Genomic DNA, 15,100 nt, shown 5'->3' with positions numbered 1-15,100 from the left:
TCAACACGAGAAATGGGCCCCGACAGCGACTTTCGTCACTGTCGGAGACCCGTTTCGTCGGAACTCCAGCTTGGGCGAAGGGCTCCAGCGCGTGCGATGCGCCGGAGCCTCTCGTGGAGGCTGCACGAGTCAGGTCAGTAGGCGATCGATCCCTTGGTGCTGAACTGGAATTGCACTATGAATCTGGTGCCGTCCTTGACGTCGGTGGCTGCCAGACCCCAGGTTCCGACCGTGATGTCGCGGTAGGCATTGCAGTAGGAGCTGCCGCTCGTGGGGTAGAAGCAGGTGCGCACGGGCACGAAGTCGAACCCGCCGCCGGCTGCGATGGACGGCTTGACGTTGATGTCGTTGCAGTTGGACGTGGCGTAGGCGTATCCGGATGTGGGCCACACGTACTCGTTCCCGTTGTCGACGGGAGTGAAGCTCCTGGCAGTACCCAGGCAGGTTGCTGCGCTGGCTGGCGTGGTGGTCATGGCAGTGAGCCCACCAGCCGCCAGAACCGCGGCCGCCAGGGGTGCAAGGATCCGACGTGCTGACATGCGTGTTCCCCTCTCGATTCGTCTCCGGCGCTCCCGTTCCCCGCCGGCGCTTCGAAGACCAGGCGGAATTATGTCGTGGACACGATCGTTTGGCAGAGTCCAGATTCAGCCGCTGTCGACGGGTCGGCTCTCGGAAATCGGCGTCTCCAGCGCTGTGCTTGCCGCAGGTGCAAGGCGCTGACCATGCTGGCCTCGGCGGCCTCGACGTTGTCGTCAACAACGCCGGATACGGGCTCTTCGGAGCCGCCGAAGAAGTCACCAGCACCCAGATCGCCGGCTCCATCCACGTCGCGCGCAGCGCTGCCGCATCTGCACGCCCCGCGGCGGCGGCCGAATCGTGCAACGGGCGCGACCAGGGCCCCCACCCTGGCCGCGCCCGGCTCTTCGCTGTGCGCGTGACGTTCCGGTGGCTACCACCACCATGGCATGCGCAGGCCCAGGTGAGGTGCGCCGAGGTCGGGCAGGGCTTCGAGGCCGCAGATGGTCGGCGTGCGCGCAGTCGACGTTCGGCAGCCGGCCGTGGTGCCCGGCGCGTTGGATGTGGAGGCGGGCGAAGGCTCAGCGACCTGCTGTGCCGGCACCGGTGCGGGGTCGGTGGGCCAGGGCAGATTGCGGAAGTTGGCGGTCATGACGAAGTCCTTCCGGATGGCGGGTTCTCAGTGGGCTCCGGTGCCGTGGCGCAGGGCCCGGGAGAGCGGGAGGCAGGCTGCGACACCCAGCAGGGCGCAGCCGCCCAGCAGCGCTGCGACCAGCGGCCGGCCACCGGCGTGCAGCGCGATGGCGATGCCCAGTGGGGGCAGGGACGCGACGGCGGACGAAGCGGAGATCACCGCCTGGTAGCGGCCGACGGCGCCCTCCGGCGCGGCGGTGGACAGGTACGCGCCGATGGCGATGCTGTAGGCGACCTCGCCGGGGACCAGGGCGGCGCAGGCGATCGAGTAGCCGAGCGTGGTGTGCTGATACGCGGCGAGGCCGATGCCCGCGCCGAGGATGGCCGTCCCGGCCGCCAGCACGACGACGGGGGAGAACCGCAGCGGGTCGCCGCGGCCGATGAGTAGGCGCGTCATCGGCGGGGTGAGGACCAGGACGGCCACAGTGTTGGCGATCATCGCGGTGCCGTACGCGGTCGGCGGCAGCCCATCGGCGGCCATCAGCAGCGGCAGGACCGACACCATGCCCCACGCGCACACCATGGCTGCCGTCGAGACCAGCGCGATCCACCGCAGGCCTCGGTCGGCCAGCACCTGGCGGAAGGTGACGTCCGTCTGTGGCTCGTCCGGTGTCGGGTGCGGAGCGGCCAGCAGGCGCAGGGCCAGCAGCGCAAAGGCCAGGCACACGGCGCCGTTGGCGAGGAACAACGGCTTGTAGCCGTAGTGGTGGGCCAGGTAGCCGCCGAGTCCGCCGCAGATGGCGATGCCGACGTTGATCGTCCAGTACAGCGCGGTCTGGGCCCGGGCCCGGGCGCCGCCGGAGGCGATGTGTTCGTTGATCGACGCCGAGACCGCCGGGCGATAGGTTTCCATGGTCAGCCCGAGACAGACGGACACGATCAGCAGTGCAGGCAGCAATGCCACCAGGGTCAGCGCGACGCAGGAGATGGCGGCGAACGTCATCATGAGCGCCAGCGCGGTGCGCTGCCCGGCACGGTCGGTGAGCTGGCCGGAGACCGCCTGGCCAAGGCACCAGCCGACGCCGAAAAGGGTCATGGACGCCCCAGCTGCGGTAGTGCCGTGCGTGACCGACACGTAGTAGCCCAGGAAATCCCAGGCGAAGCCGCCCGCTTTCACGACCAGGGAGGCGGCGATCAGCGCCCAGACCACGGAGCGGCCCGTCCGGGTGGGCGCCGCGTGGCGGGTGAGGGTGAGGGGTGCATCAGTGGTGGCCACGGGCCGGTCCCCTTGCAGATCACGGATGGGTGCGGGCAAGACAGAAGGCGGCCGCGGAAGTGCGGCCGCCTTCTGACCAGGGGAGTGGCGTCGCTCAGTTGGGGCGGATGGCCCGGAGCGGACGGATGGCCCGGTTCGGACGGGCGGAGCGGGTGGGGCGCGCGGAGCGGTTCGGACGCATGGTTCCTCCGGTGTGTGAGGCCCCCGGACGTGGGGACGACCATCACGCTAGGAAGAACGCAGGACGGTGGGAACTTGCGCACGTCGAAAGGCAGCTGCGCGTTCAGCAGGCGAAATGATCTGCCAGCAGCTTTCACGTACCGGAATGAGCAGTGCCCGGGTCCAGGCAAACTGCTTGTCGAGTCGTCCGCACCGCACTTCAGGTGCGCAGCTGGAACAGGTACACACCTCGGTCTCCACCCACAGCAAGCCCGTGACTATCCGAACCCCAAAGACATGTTTGCAAGGCCCCATCAGCCCGCGCCACAGCCACTGTGCAGGCGTCTCTGACGCGCCAGACCCGCACCATGCCGTCGTAGCCTCCGGAAGCGAGCCAGGTGCCGTCCGGGGCGATCGCCACCACCCTCACCGGCAGTTCATGCCCGGTGAGGACAGCCGTACAGGCGCCGGCCGCGTGGTCCCAGACCCGCACCGTGGCGTCGCCGCACCCCGTGGCGAGCCAGGTGCCGTCCGGGGCGATTGCCACCGACCGCACCTCGCCAGCGTGACTGGTGAGGGTGGCGGTGCAGGTGCCTGTGGCGCGGTCCCACACCCGGACCGTCTTATCCCGGCTGCCGGTGGCGAGCCAGGTGCCGTCCGGGGCGATCGCCACCGACAGCACCGGCCTGGTATGACCAGCGAGCCTAGCCGTGCAGATACCGGTGGTGTGGTCCCAAATCCGGACCGTCCCCTCGTAACTTCCTGATACGTAAAAAGTGTTGTCCACGGAAATAGCGAGCGACGGGACCCAGTCGATGAGGCCAAGGGCCGCAGCAGCACTTCCGGCCGCCGGGTCCCAGATGCGCACGGGGCCATCACCGCACCCCGTGGCGAGCCACGTGCCATCCGGAGAGATGGCCACGGACATAACGGCGTTCGTATGTCCGAGTAGATTGGCGGTGCACGTTGCGGTGCCACGATCCCAAATACGAACGACGCCGTCACCGCACCCTGTGGCGAGCCACGTGCCGTCTGGAGAGATAGCGACAGACCGCACGACGTTGGTGTGGCCGGTGAGGGTCGCGGTGCAGGTCGCCGTGGCGCGGTCCCAGATGCGGACCGTGCAATCGGCGCTTGCCGTGGCAAGCCACGCACCGTCCGGGGATACGACCACCCTATACACGGAGTCGGTGTGGCCGGTGAGGGTCGCGGTGCAGGTCGCCGTGGCGCGGTCCCAGATGCGGACCGCGCGGTCGTCGCTTGCCGTGGCAAGCCACGTACCGTCCGGGGAAATGGCCACTGATCGCACGGAGTTGGTGTGGCCGGTGAGGGTCGCGGTGCAGGTCGCCGTGGCACGGTCCCAGATGTGGAGCGTGTAACCGTCACCTCCCGTAGCGAGCCACGTGCCGTCTGGGGACACCGCCATCGTTCCGCGAGCACGTCGCGCGAACATCTTGGTGCAGGTTCCTGTAGCGGCGTCCCAGATCGCCACCTCACCGGCCGCACTGACAATCGATGCGCCATCGGGGGATATGTACACCGCTGACACCGGGTTGATGTGGCCCGTAAGGGTGCGCTGCATCGCCGGGTCAGGCTGATCAGGGGGAGGCATTCGGGCCGCTAGAAGTGGCAGTTGGTCGGGGTCGCTCTGGCGAGCGGCGACCTGGTCGCCCCACAGAGGGTGGTGTTGCAAGCGGTTGTACAGCACGCCGGCCAGGGCGCGAGGCGGATTGGTGGGAGCGAGCAGGTGTGCGGCTTGGGCGAGGGAATGGGCGAGAGATCGCCCGTGGGGTGTGTCAATACGGGTGAGGTCATTCCAGGGCGCCGTGGGGCCGCGTTGGTAGAGGCGGGCCTCCACCCAGCGAAGGTCTCCTGCGACAGCTTCGGCGTAGGGAACGCGGCCAGCTTCGGTGATGTGTTCGATGAGGTGGTCCAGGAGGTAGCCGTCGCTCAGTGTCCACCAGGCGTGTTCGGGGTCGGGCGCGGTGGCGGCAAGTGGGGCAGCGGAAGGCAGCGTGGCGGCCACCGCATCGACGAAGCGGCCGTTCAGCGCGATGAGCGCAGTCTCACCGAGGTCGGCGCGGAGGTAATCGCGGATGACATCGTGGAGGTTGATCCGCCCGCCGTAGTCGGCCACGATGGTGATCAAGGAAAGGCGTTCCAGATTCCGGCACAGGGCGCGGGTCTGTGCCTCGGTGATTCCTGCGGTGGCTCCCCATAGCACGGCTACCAGGGTGATGGGGATGACCTCGTCTTCGGCGAAGACGGCGAGCTCGGCGAATCGGTCCGCCCCGCCTGGGGGCAGCAGCAGTGTGGCTGCCTCGATGGTGGCTCGGACAGCCAAGCTGCGCTCACGTGGATCGCCCAGGTTCCATCCCCTGACGGGGTCATCTACTGCGGCAGGGCCGGCCGCCCGTAGTTGCTGGAGAACGGTGCTAGCTGCGTCTGCGGGATCGGCGCCCGTGGCGGTCTGCTCGGCGATGAGCCGGTTGGTCAAGCGGAGTAGCAGCGCCCAGCGGCCCGTCGCCTGCAGGAGTTCGTTGAGCAGCTCCTCAGATATCGGGCGGAGTTGCCAGGTCAGCAGTACTCGCGCCTGCGCCGGTGACATCTCGTCGACCTGAATCGGAACGGCGCCTGCAGGGAGCAGCACCGGATTGCGGGTGGTGATCAGCCGCACGCAGAGTCGCCCGCCGTGCAGGAACGGGGCGAGTTGCTCCTCTTCCCAGACGTCATCCAGGACGAGCAGCGTGCGGGGGCGTTCGTCGAGGAGGCGGCCGAGATGCTGGCCGGCCAGCTGGGGGTCGTCACCGTACTCTGTGGTGTCACCGGTTATGAACCGGGTTACTTCGGCAACCTTGGCCGCGATGGCGGCGCGGCCGCGGACGTCGCGCCCGATGGTCACGGTGTAGATGCGTTTACGGAAGCTTCGTCGTACCTGTCGGTGGGAGCAGACAGCGGTAGCCAAGGTGGTTTTCCCGAAGCCGCCCGCTCCCCACAAGGATGTGGTGATGCCCACCGTGGCGTCGTCGTCTACACGACACACGGCCTGCACTGCTTGCTGGGTCTCGGGTCGTGCCACGAACCACTCAGGGACCAAGGCGATCGGTGGGGGAGGGGGGTCATTACGCCAGGCCTGCAGATCGTCGGGCTTCCAAGTCCGGGCAATGAAGATGACCAGGGACAGTGTGACCAGTAGACCGACGGCAGGCCACGCGTGCTGGCGCAGCAAGTCCAACGGTCCCGGCCATTGGGCGTCGCCCGTGGCTGCGTTGGCCGCGACCCCGAGGGCTGCCGCCAGAACCAGTTCCGCGGTGGCGGTGGCCGTCATGATCGCCCGGTGCCCGCGTCCTCGCATCGGCTCCCCCACTGCTCGGCCCGCAAAAGCAGCAGAACACTATGGGGCATTCCCTTACTGGAACAGCGTGATTCCTGAAACCAGGTCCGGGCAAGAGCCAGGCGTCAGCTCGCGGCGAGGTGGAGCAGTTCGGGAACGCCTTCCGCGTCGCGGTAGCCTCGGAAGCGCGGGACGAGGTCCTGGACGAGCTGAACGCAGCGGGGTGCGCCGATGCGGCGTGCGAGTTGGAGAGATTCGCTCGCGGCCGCCGCGGCGAGCTCGGGTTCGCCCAGGTTGAGGTGGCTTTCGGCCCGGTAGGCGAAGAAGACACCCCGCGTCTTGTCGCGGGCAGTGGGCAGCAAGGCCTGTCCCTCACCGATGAGGCCGTGCGCGCGGGCGGTGTCGCCGAGGTCGAGCAGGGCCTGACCGGAGTCGACGGCGAGGTCGGCTTCGGACAGCCAGGCGCACCATGCAGGCCGCTCGCGGCCGGATGCGGTGTCGAGCAGGCGTTCGGCCGCGTTCAGCGAGCGCAGAACGGCGCGTCGTTCCCCTTGGGCTGCGAGGGTCCGCGCGAGGCGCAGGTGGAGCAGGGACTGTGCGGCGGGGTGTTCGGTGCGGGTCAGAGCGTGTTCGAGAATTCCGGCGGCTGTGGTGTGGTCTTTGCGCCAGGCCGCTTGGTAGGCCAAATCGCCCAGGAGTGCGGCGCCCATGTCGCGGTCGCCGCCGGCGTGGGCGCTGTGCAGGCCGGCGACCCAGAGCTTCGCGGCCGCGGGATGGTCGGCGATGTCGAAGCGGTGCCAGCCGACCGTCTGCGCCAGCGAGGCTGCCAGCGCGTGCAGGCGCAGGCCGACTGGCCGGGCGTAGCGGCCGTGTTCGAGCAGCTCCGTGACGGTGGTCAGGTGGGCGTGGAGCAGTGCGGGGACGTGCTGGCGCTTCTCGGTGGGGAGGCTGTTCAGCTCGGCGCTGGCCCGCTCCAGCAACGAGATGAATTCTTCGTCGACGGCTTTTCCGGTGTGGGCTTCGGTCAGGGCCCGGGTGTCGCCGGTGGCCCAACTGGCCGCGAGGGCGGTGAGTGCGGCGCCGGAAACGGAAAGGAAGATGCGGCGATCCATGGCGGAACTTAAGGCCTCTCGGAGGGCGGGAACGGTGCTGTGCGGGCCAAGCGGGGTCACGCCCGCGCTGGTGCCGTGCAGCCACTGCGGCCAGATGCCGGTATCGACGACACTCACGGGGATGCCGAATGCTTCGGCGATGTAGGTCTGGGAATCGCGGTCAGGCGTGACGCCGTCGACCTCCCATTTCCGGATGCGCTGCTTGTCCACGCAGCAGCGCAGCCCGCGCTGCTGTGCGGCCGTACGGATCTGCTGCGCCAGGTCCACGCGGGTCATGCCGCGTGCTGTCCGGGCGTAGGCCAAGGGGTGGTCGCAGGTGCGCTCGTCCACGACGAAATCCAATCACCGGACGTGATGTCAGCGTAGCGATGGAAAGGGCGGGACTCCCGCGGGACTCCCGCCAATCCCTCGACCAGGTAGCACAGTTGACCGAAAATCGAACTGTCAGACCTGGTGCGGGAGCGGTCTGCGTGACAGGAGAGAGGGCTCCGCTCCCATTTTTGACGGACAAATAGCGGCCCCGGAAACGACCCGGGCGGCGAACCAATTCTAGCGAGTTATCACTCGCCTCACTTCCGGCACTTCATACCCGTCCCCGCAACTGCCGGCCGACGGTGTGCGGCGGTGACGAGAAGACCAGCCCGTTGTCGGACCGCCTTCTGCGCCCGGCGACAGCTGCAGCACCCGAACGACACCCGAGAACCCCACGAGAGAAGGAAGCTCCGCGTGCGCATCGACCTCCCTCGCGAACTCGAAGCCGATCTGATGGGCCGTTCCCTCCCGCCCTGGGAACTGGACGGACCGTTCCTGGCGCAGTCCACCATGGAGAAGTACCGGGCCGAGCTGGCGGCCGTCCCGCAGTTCGAGGAGACCGTCGTGGCCCTGCGCCACGCTCTGACCGGGGAGGGCGGCGGATACGCCGTGCTGCGCCTGGGGAACCTCGCCAAGGCCCTGGGGACCGGCGACCGGTTCCGGCGGCTGGCGATGGCCATCGCGGCCGAGGTGTCCGTGCCCTTCTCGCCCTTCCCGCGGTGGCCGGAGTGGAAGGACATCGGGGTCAAGGTCGACAAGGACCCCGGCAAGTCCTCCGGCACCGGCTACAACGCGTTCCACATGGACCTGGTGAACGCGACCCGGCCCCCGGAGTACACCACGCTCCTGTGCGTGCGCCCCGACCCGCTCGGTGGCGGCCCCAGCATCCTGTCCGACCCCCACGCGGCGGTGGCACGGCTGCCGGAGAACAGCCGCGCGCTCCTGGCCGAGGCGGCCTACCACTACGGGACCTTCTTCGACCTGCACGGCCTCGGCGAGGAGTGCAATCCGTTCCCGATCCTGGACGGCTCCGACCGGGGTCAGGGGTTCGTCCGGTTCACCGCGAAGATGCTGGAGCGGTCCGAGCTGAGCAAGGCGCACGCCGACGCCGCCCGCGAGCTCGCCGAGGAGCTGGTGCGGGGGCAGGTCTCCTTCATGCTCCAGGCCGGCGACTACCTCATCGTGAACCAGCGGTGCTTCCTGCACGGCCGGGAGCCGCTCCACAGCGGGCAGGAGACCGTCCCCGCTGCCGAGCGTCGGCTGCTCCTGCAGTTGTTCCTGCGCGAGCGGGCCGGCGACGGCCCGGCCACGTAGGCAGCCGACGACACCGGTGACCCACCGAGTCCCGCCCCCGGTCCGGCCGCCGAACACGCGGCACAGCCAGGGGGCGGGGCCCGGTCGGGCGCCGCCCCGATCGGACCCCGAGGTCGTGAACGGGTGCTAGATGCGCGACTTCCGCACCGAGTGCCAGGCCGCCCCGGCCAGAGCCCGAGCCGATCGGACCACAGAGAGGTGCTCGTGCCGGCGGTAGAGGTCCCAGTTGTACGGGACGAGCGACAACTTGTTCGACGAGAGCGACCCGGCCCGCTGCGCCCGGTACAGCGCCAACGGCTCCCGCAGCGCCCGCGCAGGAGTCCCATCCCGCATGATCGACAACCAGAGCGCGTAGTCCTGCCTCTTCGGCATGTCCGGCATCAGCCTCGTCCCGACCACCCTGCGGTCGTACATGGCGGTCAGGGCACCGATGTGGTCATGGACCAGCATCGCGCTGTAGTCCACGTACTCCGGCGCCCACACCACACGCTCGTTCGCGACGAAGTCGGCGGCCTCGCCCGCGTACAGGGCGTCGACCTTGTAGTAGGAGGTGAACGTCAGCGGCGTCCCGGCCGTCGCGGCGAAGGCAAGCTGCTTCTCCAGCTTCGTCGGCAGCCACATGTCGTCGCTGTCGAGGAAAGCGATGTAGTCGCCCCGGGCCCGCTCAATGGCCAGGTTCCGGGCCCGGGCCGCGCCCCCCTGCTGTGCCGCTGCCTCCGGCAGGACCCGCTCGTCCTGCTGGGCCAGTTCTTTCAGCAGATCCATCGAGTCGTCCGTGGACCCGTCGTCGGTGATCAGCAGCTCGAGATCGGGATGGGTCTGCCCAAGCACCGACCTCACTGAGGTCCCGAGCGTGGCCGCCGAATTGTGTACCGGCATCACCACAGAAACCAGGGGCACAGCGGTGCTCCTTACCCAGAGGGAGTCGTCATGGATGTTGTTGTCGCCGGCCAAGGCTACGTGGGACTGCCGCTCGCCGTGCGCGCCGCCGAGGTCGGCCACCGCGTCGTCGGCTACGACGTGGACCCCGACCGCATCAAGCGCCTCACCGCGGGCGAGTCGTACGTGGAGGACGTGACCTCCGCACGCCTCCGCACGGTACTGGACACCGGGGCCTACTCCGCGACCGCCGACGCCGCCATGCTGGCCGGCTTCGACATCGCGCTGATCACCGTGCCGACCCCGCTGGGGGACGACGGCGTGCCCGACCTGACCTACATCGAGTCCTGCGCCCGGACGCTGGGCGAGCACCTCCGCCCCGGCGCGACGGTGGTCCTGGAGTCCACGACCTATCCCGGCACCACCGAGGAACTGCTGCTGCCGATCCTGGAGAAGGCCTCGGGCCTGAAAGCCGGGGTGGACTTCCTGGCCGGGTTCAGTCCGGAACGCATCGCGCCGGGGAACGCGAGGTGGTCGTTCGACGGGACGCCGAAACTGGTGTCCGGCATCGACGGCCCATCGCTTGATGCGATCAAGGGCTTCTACGACGGCATCTTCCAGACCACGGTCCCGGTGTCCGGAACCAGGGTCGCTGAGATGGCCAAGCTGATCGAGAACACCTTCCGGTTCGTCAACATCTGCCTGGTCAACGAGTTGGCGACGCTGGCGGCTTCCCTCGGCGTGAATATCTGGGAGTCGATCGACGCCGCGGCGACCAAGGGCTTCGGATTCACCCGGTTCACCCCGGGGCCGGGAGTCGGCGGGCACTGCCTGCCCGTCGATCCGATGTTCCTGAGCTGGAAGGTGCAGCAGGAGCTCGGCGTCCCCTGCCGGTTCGTGGAGCTCGCTGCCGACGTGAACCGGCACATGCCCGACTACGTCGTCCGGCGTCTGACGGAAGCACTGGCCAAGCGCGGCCTGCCCGTCAGCGGATCCCGGATCCTGCTGCTCGGCCTGACCTACAAGATCAACGCCACCGACCTCCGCGAGTCGCCGTCGGCGCGTGTCGCCGAACTCCTGATCGACCTCGGCGCCGAGGTCCGCGGCGCCGATCCCAACGTTCCGGCCGGCGACCACACCAAGCTCAACGTGCCCTTGGTCGACGCGAACGCGCAGGAGATCGCAGCCGCCGACGCCGTGGTGCTCCTCATGGACCACGCACGGTTCGACCTCGCAGTGATCGAGACACACGCGTCCTACGTCCTCGACTGCCGGAACCGCCTGTCCGGACCGAACGTCGAGACCCTCTAGCTCCTGGCCCCCAACCCCGCTGCCGACCCCTCCTTCCTTTCCTCCCCGGGAGTTCTCTTGCGCGCCGAATGGGAACACGCCCACACGGACTACACCGTGCCCGCGCAGCGCCACATGCCCGCCTCGCTGGCCGAGAGCGAGAGCGACTGGCGCCACCACCTGAGCTCAACCCCCAACGGCTGGCTGATCCGGCACAACGCCATGACCGAAGCGCTCGCCAGTGGGCGGCCGATGTACCTGCTGCACACCACCAGGAGCATCGACGCCATCCGCACCAGCCGGCAGCTACACGTCTCCACCGGATGCCTGGTCGGGGCCCTGTACTGCGCACCTCTCACCAGCCAGCGCGAGGGACTGCGCCCCCACAACCTCGGCGCCTACCTGCTGCGGACCAAACCCTCCACCACGCCCCTGATCGTTGAGGTCACCCCGGACGCCCCGATCCCGGCCAAGGGCGTCGACTACCTGCACCTCGGCGGCATCCACCTGCGCACCTACCAGCGCTACAGCAGCTTCCTCACCCCGGCCGAGAACGACCAGCTCGACCACACCGTGCTGGCCGGGCTGCGTACCGCCGCACCGTTCCTCGACATCGCGCTGCGCAACGCCACCGGCCACGCCACGCCGGCACCCGAGTTCATCGACCAACTGTCGGCCGCCGTGAGCGACGTACCGTTCCTCGGCTACCTGTACTTCGAGGTCGTCTCCGAATACCTGATGCTCCACTCCGTGGCTCCGGAGACCAAGGCCTGCGCCGAGGCGGGAGAGCTGAACAACTGGCTCTACAAACGCCTCGCTTTCACCGCCGTGGACGGCATGGACCAGCTGTTCGACCTGGCCCGTTTCAATCCACGCCATCACCGGCTCGTCCAGCTCGTCGACGGCATCGAACCGGCCCTTGCTCCGGAAGTCGCCGAGTACGTCCGACGGCGACTGTCGCACCTGTTCGCCCGGACCGCGCTGGACCCGTCCCAGGACGCGGCAGCGGTCACCTTCCAAGGTGTCGAGCTCGGCACGCTCCGGGAAGCGGCGCCCGGACTGATCGGCCAGATGATCTTCCGCGAGATCCGGTACATGCCCCGCTACCAGCAGCTTTACCACGTCTTCGAGAAAGCCAAGGCGCTGGAGGCATGGGATTTTTGGAACAGCGAGGGCCTCCCCACCCCCTTCAACGGAGTCCTCCCCAAGGGGGAGATCGGGGTAAATCCCGTCTACCCGCGATCGGCAGTCCGGGTATGGACGGCAGAACTGGACGGTAGGGGCTACGTGCATCCGGCCGAGGAGGTCACGGCCGTCTTCATGCCGCACCTGGCGTCGTGGTGGGCGCCACCCCGCCAGCGCGAGACGCGGCACGCCACCGATGACTCACGAGTCGAACTGGCCCTGGGAGCCCGATCCCCGGTTCCGCCCCTCCGGTCAACCATGAATGGAGTGTCCGCATGACCGGCGAGATCCTGAGTGTCCTGACCGGCATCAACCGCACCGCCGCTCCTTCGTCCGGGAGCATGATCCTCGTCAACGATCTCTACGCCGCAATGCCTGACATCCACACGACCTTCCTGGGCAGGGCGCCGGTCGATCAGACGTGGGAGGCTGCGTTCGATCAGCTGATCGCCCTCTCCACCACGAAACACCCCCAGGGCCCGGACTTCGCCCCCTACGTGGACGAGTTGACGCGCGAAGTCGGTGCGCTCATCGAGAAGGCCAGGCCGCACGTCATTCACGCCCAGTACCTCGGGTTCGCGCTCAGCCTGGCGTTCGCGCGAACCGCCGGCAACATCCCGATCATCTCCCTCACCCACGGCCCCGAGGTGATGGCGGCCGAGCGCGACACATCGGAACTCGAAAGCCTGAATGAGGTCGCTGCCGCAAGCGCCGCGATCGTGGTTCCGACCTCCGCCCTCGCCGACCGCATCGACGATCTCACCGGACACCGATACACCGATCGGCTCACCGTCATCCCGTGGGGCATCCGGTTGAGCGACGCCCGGCTACGTGATCAACCGCCCACCGGACCCCGACCGCTGTCGCTGGTGCACGCCGGTCGTCTGGACGACAACAAGAACACGGTCACCGCCATCGACGCCCTCGCTCTGACCGATCAGCCGCACCACTTGACCGTGATCGGCGAAGGAAGCCTCCGGGAGCAACTGGAGCAGCGAGCCATCGCACTCGGGCTCCGAGAACGGGTGCATTTTGATCCGTTCCTGCCCCGCGCCGAACTGTGGCGGCGTCTGCCGAGCTTCGATGGCTTTGTCTTCACCACCAGGGGTCTGGAGGCGTTCGGGCTGGTCCTCATTGAGGCCCAGGCCCATGGCCTTCCGGTGGTCTACTCCGATCTTCCCGGTGTGGGAAAGATCCTCGGGGGCGCCGGCGTTCCCTATGCTCCTGGCGACCCGCGCTCGCTGGCCGAGGCCCTCGACGAGTTGGGCCGAGACTTCCACCGGCGCAAGGCCCTGACCAGCGCAGCTGTCAGTAACTCGCGCCGATTCGACATCACGACCACCGGCCGCCAGCTGCGCGAACTGACCTTTCTTGCTGCTTCGTAATCCCGGCGGTCTGACCGCCGAGGGCTGGGATTCGGACTGCGGCCGGGCGGCCGTCCACCTCCCCGACCTGCGCCGGCGGGCCAGGGGGGGACAACCGGCGGCCAGTCGAATGCGGCATGTTCAGGTGAGAAGTTCCAGCAGATACACGCCGCGTGCTCCCGCCAAAGCCAGACTGCGGCTGTCCGCCCCCCACGTACAGTGTGCAGGCTGCCCTTCGACGCAAAGGGCGGCGACGACGTTCCAGCCACCGGCACCCCAGATCCGCACCGTCTTGTCGTTGCTGGTGGTGGCGAGCCAGGTGCCGTCGGGGGAAATCGCCACCGAGACCACCGGCGCGGTGTGGCCGGTGAGGGTGGCGGTGCAGGTGCCGGTGGCGCGGTCCCAGATCCGCACCGTCTTGTCGTAGCTGGCGGTGGCGAGCCAGGTGCCGTCGGGGGAAATCGCCACCGAGACCACCGGCGCCGTGTGGCCGGTGAGGGTGGCGGTGCAGGTGCCGGTGGCGCGGTCCCAGATCCGCACCGCTTGGTCGCCGCTGGTAGTGGCGAGCCAGGTGCCGTCGGGGGAAATCGCCACCGAGACCACCGGCGCCGTGTGGCCGGTGAGGGTGGCGGTGCAGGCGCGGGTGGCGCGGTCCCAGATCCGCACCGTCCGGTCGTCGCCAGCGGTGGCGAGCCAGGTGCCGTCGGGGGAAATCGCCACCGTTCGTACCCAGTCGGTGTGGCCGGTGAGGGTGGCGGTGCAGGCGCGGGTGGCGCGGTCCCAGATCCGCACCGTCCGGTCGTCGCTGGCAGCGGCGAGCCAGGTGCCATCGGGGGAGATCGCCACCGTTCGTACCCAGTCGGTGAGGGCAGTCGCAGCTGTCTCCGATGTTCCAGCACCGTGATCCCAGATCCGCACCGTGATGTCCCAGCTGGTGGTGGCGAGCCAAGTGCTATCAGGGGAGATCGCGACGGAGGTCACTTGATTGGTGTGGCCGGTGAGGGTGGCGGTGGAGCTGCCGGTGGCGCGGTCCCAGATCCGCGCCGTCTTGTCGTTGCTGGTGGTGGCGAGCCAGGTGCCGTCGGGGGAAATCGCCACCGAGGTCACCCAGGCGGTGTGGCCGGTGAGGGTGGCGGTGCAGGTGCCGGTGGCGCGGTCCCAGATCCGCACCGTCTTGTCGTTGCTGGTGGTGGCGAGCCAGGTGCCGTCGGGGGAAATCGCCACCGAGACCACCGGCGCCGTGTGGCCGGTGAGGGTGGCGGTGCAGGCGCGGGTGGCGCAGTCCCAGATCCGCACCGTCCGGTCGTGGCTAGCGGTGGCGAGCCAGGTGCCGTCGGGGGAGATCGCCACCGTTCGTACCCAGTCGGTGTGGCCGGTGAGGGTGGCGGTGCAGGCGCGGGTGGCGCGGTCCCAGATCCGCACCGTCCGGTCGTGGCTAGCGGTGGCGAGCCAGGTGCCATCAGGGGAGATCGCGACGGAGGTCATTTGGTCGGTGTGGCCGGTGAGGGTGGCGGTGCAGGCGCGGGTGGTGCGGTCCCAGATCCGCACCGTCTTGTCGTTGCTGGTGGTGGCGAGCCAGGTGCCGTCGGGGGAAATCGCCACCGAGGTCACCCAGGCGGTGTGGCCAGTGTGGCCGGTGAGGGTGGCGGTGCAGGTGCCGGTGGCGCGGTCCCAGATCCGCACCGTCTTGTCGTTGCTGGTGGTGGCGAGCCAGGTGCCGTCGGGG

At 68.7% G+C, this 15,100-nt stretch carries 11 protein-coding genes; 4 read left to right on the top strand and 7 right to left on the bottom strand.

Translation table 11 applies throughout. The features are described from left to right. Positions 1–134 precede the first annotated feature (134 nt). The 5 genes from PV410_RS24930 to PV410_RS24910 all read right to left on the bottom strand — a co-directional run bounded on the left by PV410_RS24930 (position 135) and on the right by PV410_RS24910 (position 7,360). A complete protein-coding gene (locus PV410_RS24930; RefSeq protein WP_378357614.1) occupies positions 135–392 on the bottom strand; it encodes a hypothetical protein in 258 nt (85 codons plus the stop codon). Between the two features lie 557 nt (positions 393–949). Further along, positions 950–1,168: a hypothetical protein gene (locus tag PV410_RS24925; RefSeq protein WP_500327816.1), complete on the bottom strand. Its 219-nt coding sequence runs from the start codon at positions 1,166–1,168 to the stop codon at positions 950–952. 27 nt (positions 1,169–1,195) lie between these two features. Continuing rightward, positions 1,196–2,425 carry an MFS transporter gene (locus PV410_RS24920; RefSeq protein WP_500327815.1) on the bottom strand — a complete coding sequence of 410 codons (1,230 nt, stop codon included), beginning with the start codon at positions 2,423–2,425 and terminating at the stop codon, positions 1,196–1,198. A gap of 379 nt (positions 2,426–2,804) precedes the next feature. After that, on the bottom strand, positions 2,805–5,912 hold the full coding sequence (locus PV410_RS24915; RefSeq protein WP_500327814.1) for an NB-ARC domain-containing protein: 3,108 nt from the start codon (positions 5,910–5,912) through the stop codon (positions 2,805–2,807). A gap of 131 nt (positions 5,913–6,043) precedes the next feature. Further along, positions 6,044–7,360 carry an NsdA family TPR-like regulatory protein gene (locus PV410_RS24910; protein ID WP_500327813.1) on the bottom strand — a complete coding sequence of 439 codons (1,317 nt, stop codon included), beginning with the start codon at positions 7,358–7,360 and terminating at the stop codon, positions 6,044–6,046. Between the two features lie 396 nt (positions 7,361–7,756). Here PV410_RS24910 and PV410_RS24905 point away from each other — a divergent pair, with 396 nt between their 5' ends. After that, the gene (locus PV410_RS24905) at positions 7,757–8,656 is read left to right on the top strand and encodes a TauD/TfdA family dioxygenase (protein ID WP_500327812.1); all 900 of its coding nucleotides are present in this window, start codon (positions 7,757–7,759) and stop codon (positions 8,654–8,656) included. A gap of 126 nt (positions 8,657–8,782) precedes the next feature. Here PV410_RS24905 and PV410_RS24900 read toward each other — a convergent pair whose 3' ends face one another. Continuing rightward, positions 8,783–9,556, bottom strand: a complete 774-nt coding sequence (locus tag PV410_RS24900) for a glycosyltransferase family 2 protein (RefSeq protein ID WP_500327810.1) — start codon at positions 9,554–9,556, stop codon at positions 8,783–8,785. 30 nt (positions 9,557–9,586) lie between these two features. Here PV410_RS24900 and PV410_RS24895 point away from each other — a divergent pair, with 30 nt between their 5' ends. From PV410_RS24895 to PV410_RS24885, 3 genes are read left to right on the top strand one after another with little or no spacing between them, the layout of a single operon-like run. Then, a complete protein-coding gene (locus PV410_RS24895) occupies positions 9,587–10,846 on the top strand; it encodes a nucleotide sugar dehydrogenase (protein WP_500327809.1) in 1,260 nt (419 codons plus the stop codon). A 57-nt stretch (positions 10,847–10,903) separates the two neighbouring features. Then, positions 10,904–12,289 (top strand): hypothetical protein, encoded by a 1,386-nt coding sequence (locus PV410_RS24890; RefSeq protein WP_500327808.1) that lies wholly within the window; start codon positions 10,904–10,906, stop codon positions 12,287–12,289. Then, complete coding sequence (locus tag PV410_RS24885) at positions 12,286–13,395, top strand: glycosyltransferase family 4 protein (protein WP_500327807.1); 1,110 nt, start codon at positions 12,286–12,288, stop codon at positions 13,393–13,395. The genes PV410_RS24890 and PV410_RS24885 overlap by 4 nt, the downstream gene beginning before the upstream one ends. Before the next feature lie 120 nt (positions 13,396–13,515). Here the strand turns inward: PV410_RS24885 and PV410_RS24880 are convergent. Continuing rightward, a partial coding sequence (locus PV410_RS24880) for a WD40 repeat domain-containing protein (protein ID WP_500327805.1) occupies positions 13,516–15,100 on the bottom strand: 1,585 nt, incomplete at its 5' end.

Origin of the sequence: Streptomyces sp. PA03-5A, assembly GCF_033792725.1 — a bacterium.
In the GTDB taxonomy this organism is placed as follows: Bacteria; Actinomycetota; Actinomycetes; order Streptomycetales; family Streptomycetaceae; genus Actinacidiphila.
This window is presented reverse-complemented; position numbering and strand designations above follow the sequence as displayed.

Excerpts from the sequence above, each read along its gene's own strand:
- PV410_RS24885 (WP_500327807.1), top strand. The coding sequence starts at position 12,286 with ATGACCGGCGAGATCCTGAGTGTCCTGACCGGCATCAACCGCACCGCC.
- PV410_RS24915 (WP_500327814.1), bottom strand. The coding sequence starts at position 5,912 with ATGACGGCCACCGCCACCGCGGAACTGGTTCTGGCGGCAGCCCTCGGG.
- PV410_RS24895 (WP_500327809.1), top strand. The coding sequence starts at position 9,587 with ATGGATGTTGTTGTCGCCGGCCAAGGCTACGTGGGACTGCCGCTCGCC.
- PV410_RS24925 (WP_500327816.1), bottom strand. The coding sequence starts at position 1,168 with ATGACCGCCAACTTCCGCAATCTGCCCTGGCCCACCGACCCCGCACCG.